Origin of the sequence: Cuspidothrix issatschenkoi CHARLIE-1, assembly GCF_002934005.1 — a bacterium.
In the GTDB taxonomy this organism is placed as follows: domain Bacteria; phylum Cyanobacteriota; class Cyanobacteriia; order Cyanobacteriales; family Nostocaceae; genus Cuspidothrix; species Cuspidothrix issatschenkoi.
This window is the reverse complement of record NZ_PGEM01000206.1, coordinates 1-4,031: the sequence shown is the minus strand read 5'-3', so window position 1 is coordinate 4,031 and position 4,031 is coordinate 1. Positions and strand designations below refer to the sequence as shown.

Below are 4,031 nucleotides of genomic sequence, written 5' to 3'. Positions count from 1 at the left end.
GCCTTGTCACCCGTTAAGGTCAGTCAGTTAACAAAATAAAAATTTTATTAAATGCAAGTTTATCTACATGAAATTTGCTAATGTTGTTAAAGTGTTGAGTAAATTAATGAAAATAAATCTCTTTTATGCCTAGATTACCACTTCCTTCTTCCTTAAGCTCTTACTATACAGCTTCATTTAATTTAAAGCACCATATACAGGAATTTTTGCATTTGGATTCAGAAATAGTAGAGAGTAGGTTAGAGACAAGTCAGCAGCAGATGGCTGAGTTAGGTCATAAAGATTTTGATTGGGAACAAGCAACAGCTTTTTATCGCGACAAGGTAGGAGAATTTTACTTATTTGATTTGGGGGCATGGCATTTAGCAAGTCATGAATATATTGAAGATACCCTGTTGCTGATTACAAATCATGCTCAAGGTCGGGTCTTGGATTTTGGTGGTGGAATTGGGACACATACCCTGGGTACTGCGCTTTGTCCGCAGGTTGAGCAAGTTGTCTATTGTGATATTAATCCGATTAATCGTGATTTTGTCAAATATCGGGCTGAACAAATGGGTCTGAGTCAAAAAATCGTTTTTTGTCAGGAAATAGCTGCTAACGAAACTTTTGACACTGTTATTTCTTTTGATGTTTTAGAACATTTACCAGACCCTAGCCAGCAGTTGTTAAAATTCCATCAAGCACTGACGAATGATGGTAAAATTATCCTTAATTGGTGTTTCTTTAAAGGTGTCAATCAAGAGCATCCTTTTCATCTCGATGATCCTTATTTAGTAGATATTTTCTATCGCACACTTCAAAGTAAGTTTCTAGAGATATATCACCCTTACCAAATAACATCTCGTTGTTACCGTAAGTTAATCTAAAATCTGAAAGTTTAGTTGAACTATCCAGTTGAAAAAGGTGAAAAAGCTGATAAAATAAGCTTTCTTACCTTCTGCATTCTTTCAATAGTCTGTGTCTATAGTTTTTAACCTGTCAGATATTCACAGACTGGCATGGGTATCATACCACGGTTCTATAATCTTGAGTGTTTCTAAGAGTTTTTTACCTATAGGAATATCATAAATAAACCCATTCAATCTAAATATTTTATAGTACCAAAAAATGCGTTTGTGGATATTGATTGCTTCACGTTCCGAAAGCCAAGTTCCTGCTGTTTCTTCTCCAAAAAGTCCGCTAGAACCAAACTCAAATTCATGTTCAATATATTTCCCTTCTCTTGCTGGAAAGGGACAAATTTGTTCTGATATATTCTGTTGGCTAATAACTTTAAATTTTTGATAACCCAGTTCTTTTAATAACTTAAATTCTTCAAGTAAGTTATTCCAAGAAGTTTTTGCTGATTCTATGGATAGAAACTGTGGTTTGCTGTCAAAATGCCTTAATGCTTCTACGCACAACAGGTCTGCACCTTCAATATCTATTTTCAGATAGTAGGGAATGCCAAACTTTTGCAAAATGTTTTCAAATGTAGAACTTTTTACAGTGATTCCTAGGGATTTTGTCCCATATACCTCGTTTCTTTTCACCCAATCTGGAGAAATTGTACCCCAAACACTATGGTTGAGGTTAGCGTAGAAAGTGATTTCGCCATTCTGTGGGGCTATGGCCAGATTAAGAAGTTGCAGTTGACCATCATCTATGTATGATTGCAGTCTGTTTTTTGTAGTTTCATAAAGCTGAGGATCTGCCTCTATGCCAACTACTAGAAAACCTTTTTTTAAATAGTATTCCGTGTCTTCACCCTGATGAACACCAACATCAATTATGAGATTTTTATCCATAGATCATGAGTTTTTACAAGCATAAACAAAAATTCCCTCTGGAATTATTATTGCATGATTTAGAAACCATTATCGCCAGTAGTTTGGTATTTGTGATTTCTCACAGTCATGCTAATTTTTCTAATAAATTTATTTTTTGATTTCTAATATCCCTGCTGTTGCATCTAATGTTACTTGTACTCCTACAGGTAACGCTGCATTAGGGCTATCATGACCAAAAGGTAAATCTGAGACAATAGGAATGTTTAAGTCAGATAATCTATCTTGCAAAACTTCCTCGATAGTCAAACTAGGTACATTTGGCGGTGCTTCACATTTAGTAAACCCTCCTAATGCAATACCCCGAACTTTGGATAAAAGCCCACTTAACCGCCACTGTGTCAGCATTCTATCAATGCGATAGGGTGCTTCTGTGACATCTTCCAAAGCTAAGATCACACCATCCAAATCCGGTAAAAGGGGTGTACCTAAAAGGTGGGTTGCTACTGTCAGATTACCAGGAAGTAATGCACCTGTGACAGTACCGCCTCCCCAACCTTGACCTTTTAAAGGTGGAATAGGACGACCTCCTACAATATCAAATAATCGCTGTATTGATGATTCTGGCTCATCTGCTAGGGTAGTGAGCACCGGACCATGTAGACTACAAATACCAGCATTATAGAGACTCCAAAGCAGGGCTGTGACATCAGAAAAGCCGATCAACCATTTAGGGGTAATGATGTTTTCTTGCCAAGTCCAATCTTCTAAAATCCGGGTACTACCAAAACCACCTCTCGCGCAGAGAATACCCTTGCATTCTGGATCTTGCCATGCTGTGGCTAATTGCTGACGACGCTGGGCATCTGTACCAGCTAGATAACCATGTCTATTATCTATGTTATCGCTGATTTTGATGCGGTAGCCGCGCGACTTCCAAATTTCCACACCTTGATTAAAAGCTTCAACTTCTCGCAATGCACCACTGGGGGCAATGACGCGCAGTAAATCACCCGCTTTGAGGGGTGGAGGTAGGAGGGCAGATTTAAGGTTTTGAAGGTTAGACATCGAGAGAATTACTGGCGGTTGTTAAATTCTGAGTAGATATGGTATTTGTATCAATGATAGTAGTTGTCTGATTTCCCCCGATATTTTCCCGTTGGTTAATTAAATAAATACTGATTAAGGTCAGAAAAACCCCGAACCATTGAATAGTAGTCAGGACTTCATTGAGAAAAATATAACCAAATATTAAAGCAAAAACGGGTGTGAGAAAAGTCAGAGAACTTAAACTGGTAAGATTACCACTGGAGGCAAAGTAGAAAAATAATCCGTAAGCGATCGCACTACCAAACACAGTAGCATAACCTAATGCCAACCAATCCATCGGTAAAATATTTTCCCATTGTTGAGATTCCACGACAGAAGAAATTCCCCACAACGGCAAGCCACCGATAATCATGTGCCATCCTGTAGCTAATACTGGATCTACATAACGGCATACAAACCGAATCAACACAGTCCCCACAGCCATAGATAAAGCTGCTAGTAACATTAATAACTCACCACTATTAAATAACTGTTGCCAATTATCTGTGGTAATCATCACTCCTGAATCCAGCAGATGAAAAATCCATTCTTTTGGTAAACCGATCAGACTAATACCCGTAATTCCCAATCCTAACCCCAACCATCCCCATATACCAATATGTTCTTGAAACAACCACAAAGAAAGTAAAGCTACTACTAAAGGCTGGGAATCTATCATTACTGAACCTAAGCCGGCATTAGTTCTGACTAAACCCTCGGCTAAAAAGCCTTGAAATAAAGTTCCATCAACTAGGGAAAATATACCAATCCACAACCATCCTAACCAACTTTTCGGTTGAGGTTTACCCATTAATGCCGCCACAATCAGAATTAACACCCCCGCAGGTATTAACCTAAATCCCGCCATAAATAGGGGCGTGGTATGGGGAATTACACCTTTCATGGCCACCATTGCTGTACCCCAGAGGAAAAAAGGACTAATTAATAGTAGATAACCTAGAGGATTTTTAGATCCACTGATTTGCACTTGCATGGGCTAATAATAGTTTCTAGTAAACAGATGGAAACATCACTTTACCTGATTTTACTAAACATTGAGTTTTATGTTCGGAGTGTGGCTGATAATTCAGGTGCTAAGGAAATTAGCTAGTTAAATATTTGCCAACGAATACTAACTAATGCTATACTTTACCTATGGCATACATACCACTT

General features: G+C 38.1%; 5 protein-coding genes. 2 read left to right on the top strand and 3 right to left on the bottom strand.

The genetic code is table 11. The features are described from left to right. The first annotated feature begins 125 nt into the window (after positions 1 to 125). Positions 126 to 869 carry a class I SAM-dependent methyltransferase gene (locus tag CUN59_RS20260; protein WP_104389522.1) on the top strand — a complete coding sequence of 248 codons (744 nt, stop codon included), beginning with the start codon at positions 126 to 128 and terminating at the stop codon, positions 867 to 869. 120 nt (positions 870 to 989) lie between these two features. Here the strand turns inward: CUN59_RS20260 and CUN59_RS20255 are convergent, their stop codons facing one another. Further along, complete coding sequence (locus CUN59_RS20255; protein WP_104389521.1) at positions 990 to 1,790, bottom strand: FkbM family methyltransferase; 801 nt, start codon at positions 1,788 to 1,790, stop codon at positions 990 to 992. Between the two features lie 5 nt (positions 1,791 to 1,795). On the opposite strand from CUN59_RS20255, the gene CUN59_RS22405 reads away from it, so the two are divergent. Then, positions 1,796 to 1,930, top strand: a complete 135-nt coding sequence (locus CUN59_RS22405; RefSeq protein WP_279327325.1) for a hypothetical protein — start codon at positions 1,796 to 1,798, stop codon at positions 1,928 to 1,930. On the opposite strand, the gene CUN59_RS20250 is transcribed toward CUN59_RS22405, so the two are convergent. Together CUN59_RS20250 and CUN59_RS20245 are read right to left on the bottom strand one after the other, a co-directional pair. Then, a complete protein-coding gene (locus CUN59_RS20250; RefSeq protein ID WP_104389520.1) occupies positions 1,920 to 2,837 on the bottom strand; it encodes a S66 peptidase family protein in 918 nt (305 codons plus the stop codon). The two genes, CUN59_RS22405 and CUN59_RS20250, sit on opposite strands and share 11 nt — an antisense overlap. Continuing rightward, complete coding sequence (locus tag CUN59_RS20245; RefSeq protein ID WP_104389519.1) at positions 2,830 to 3,852, bottom strand: DMT family transporter; 1,023 nt, start codon at positions 3,850 to 3,852, stop codon at positions 2,830 to 2,832. The genes CUN59_RS20250 and CUN59_RS20245 overlap by 8 nt, the downstream gene beginning before the upstream one ends. Between the last annotated feature and the right edge of the window lie 179 nt (positions 3,853 to 4,031).

Bases quoted from the DNA above. Each gene is read 5' to 3' on its own strand.
- CUN59_RS20245 (WP_104389519.1), bottom strand. From the start codon at position 3,852: ATGCAAGTGCAAATCAGTGGATCTAAAAATCCTCTAGGTTATCTACTA.
- CUN59_RS22405 (WP_279327325.1), top strand. From the start codon at position 1,796: ATGAGTTTTTACAAGCATAAACAAAAATTCCCTCTGGAATTATTATTG.
- CUN59_RS20255 (WP_104389521.1), bottom strand. From the start codon at position 1,790: ATGGATAAAAATCTCATAATTGATGTTGGTGTTCATCAGGGTGAAGAC.
- CUN59_RS20260 (WP_104389522.1), top strand. From the start codon at position 126: ATGCCTAGATTACCACTTCCTTCTTCCTTAAGCTCTTACTATACAGCT.
- CUN59_RS20250 (WP_104389520.1), bottom strand. From the start codon at position 2,837: ATGTCTAACCTTCAAAACCTTAAATCTGCCCTCCTACCTCCACCCCTC.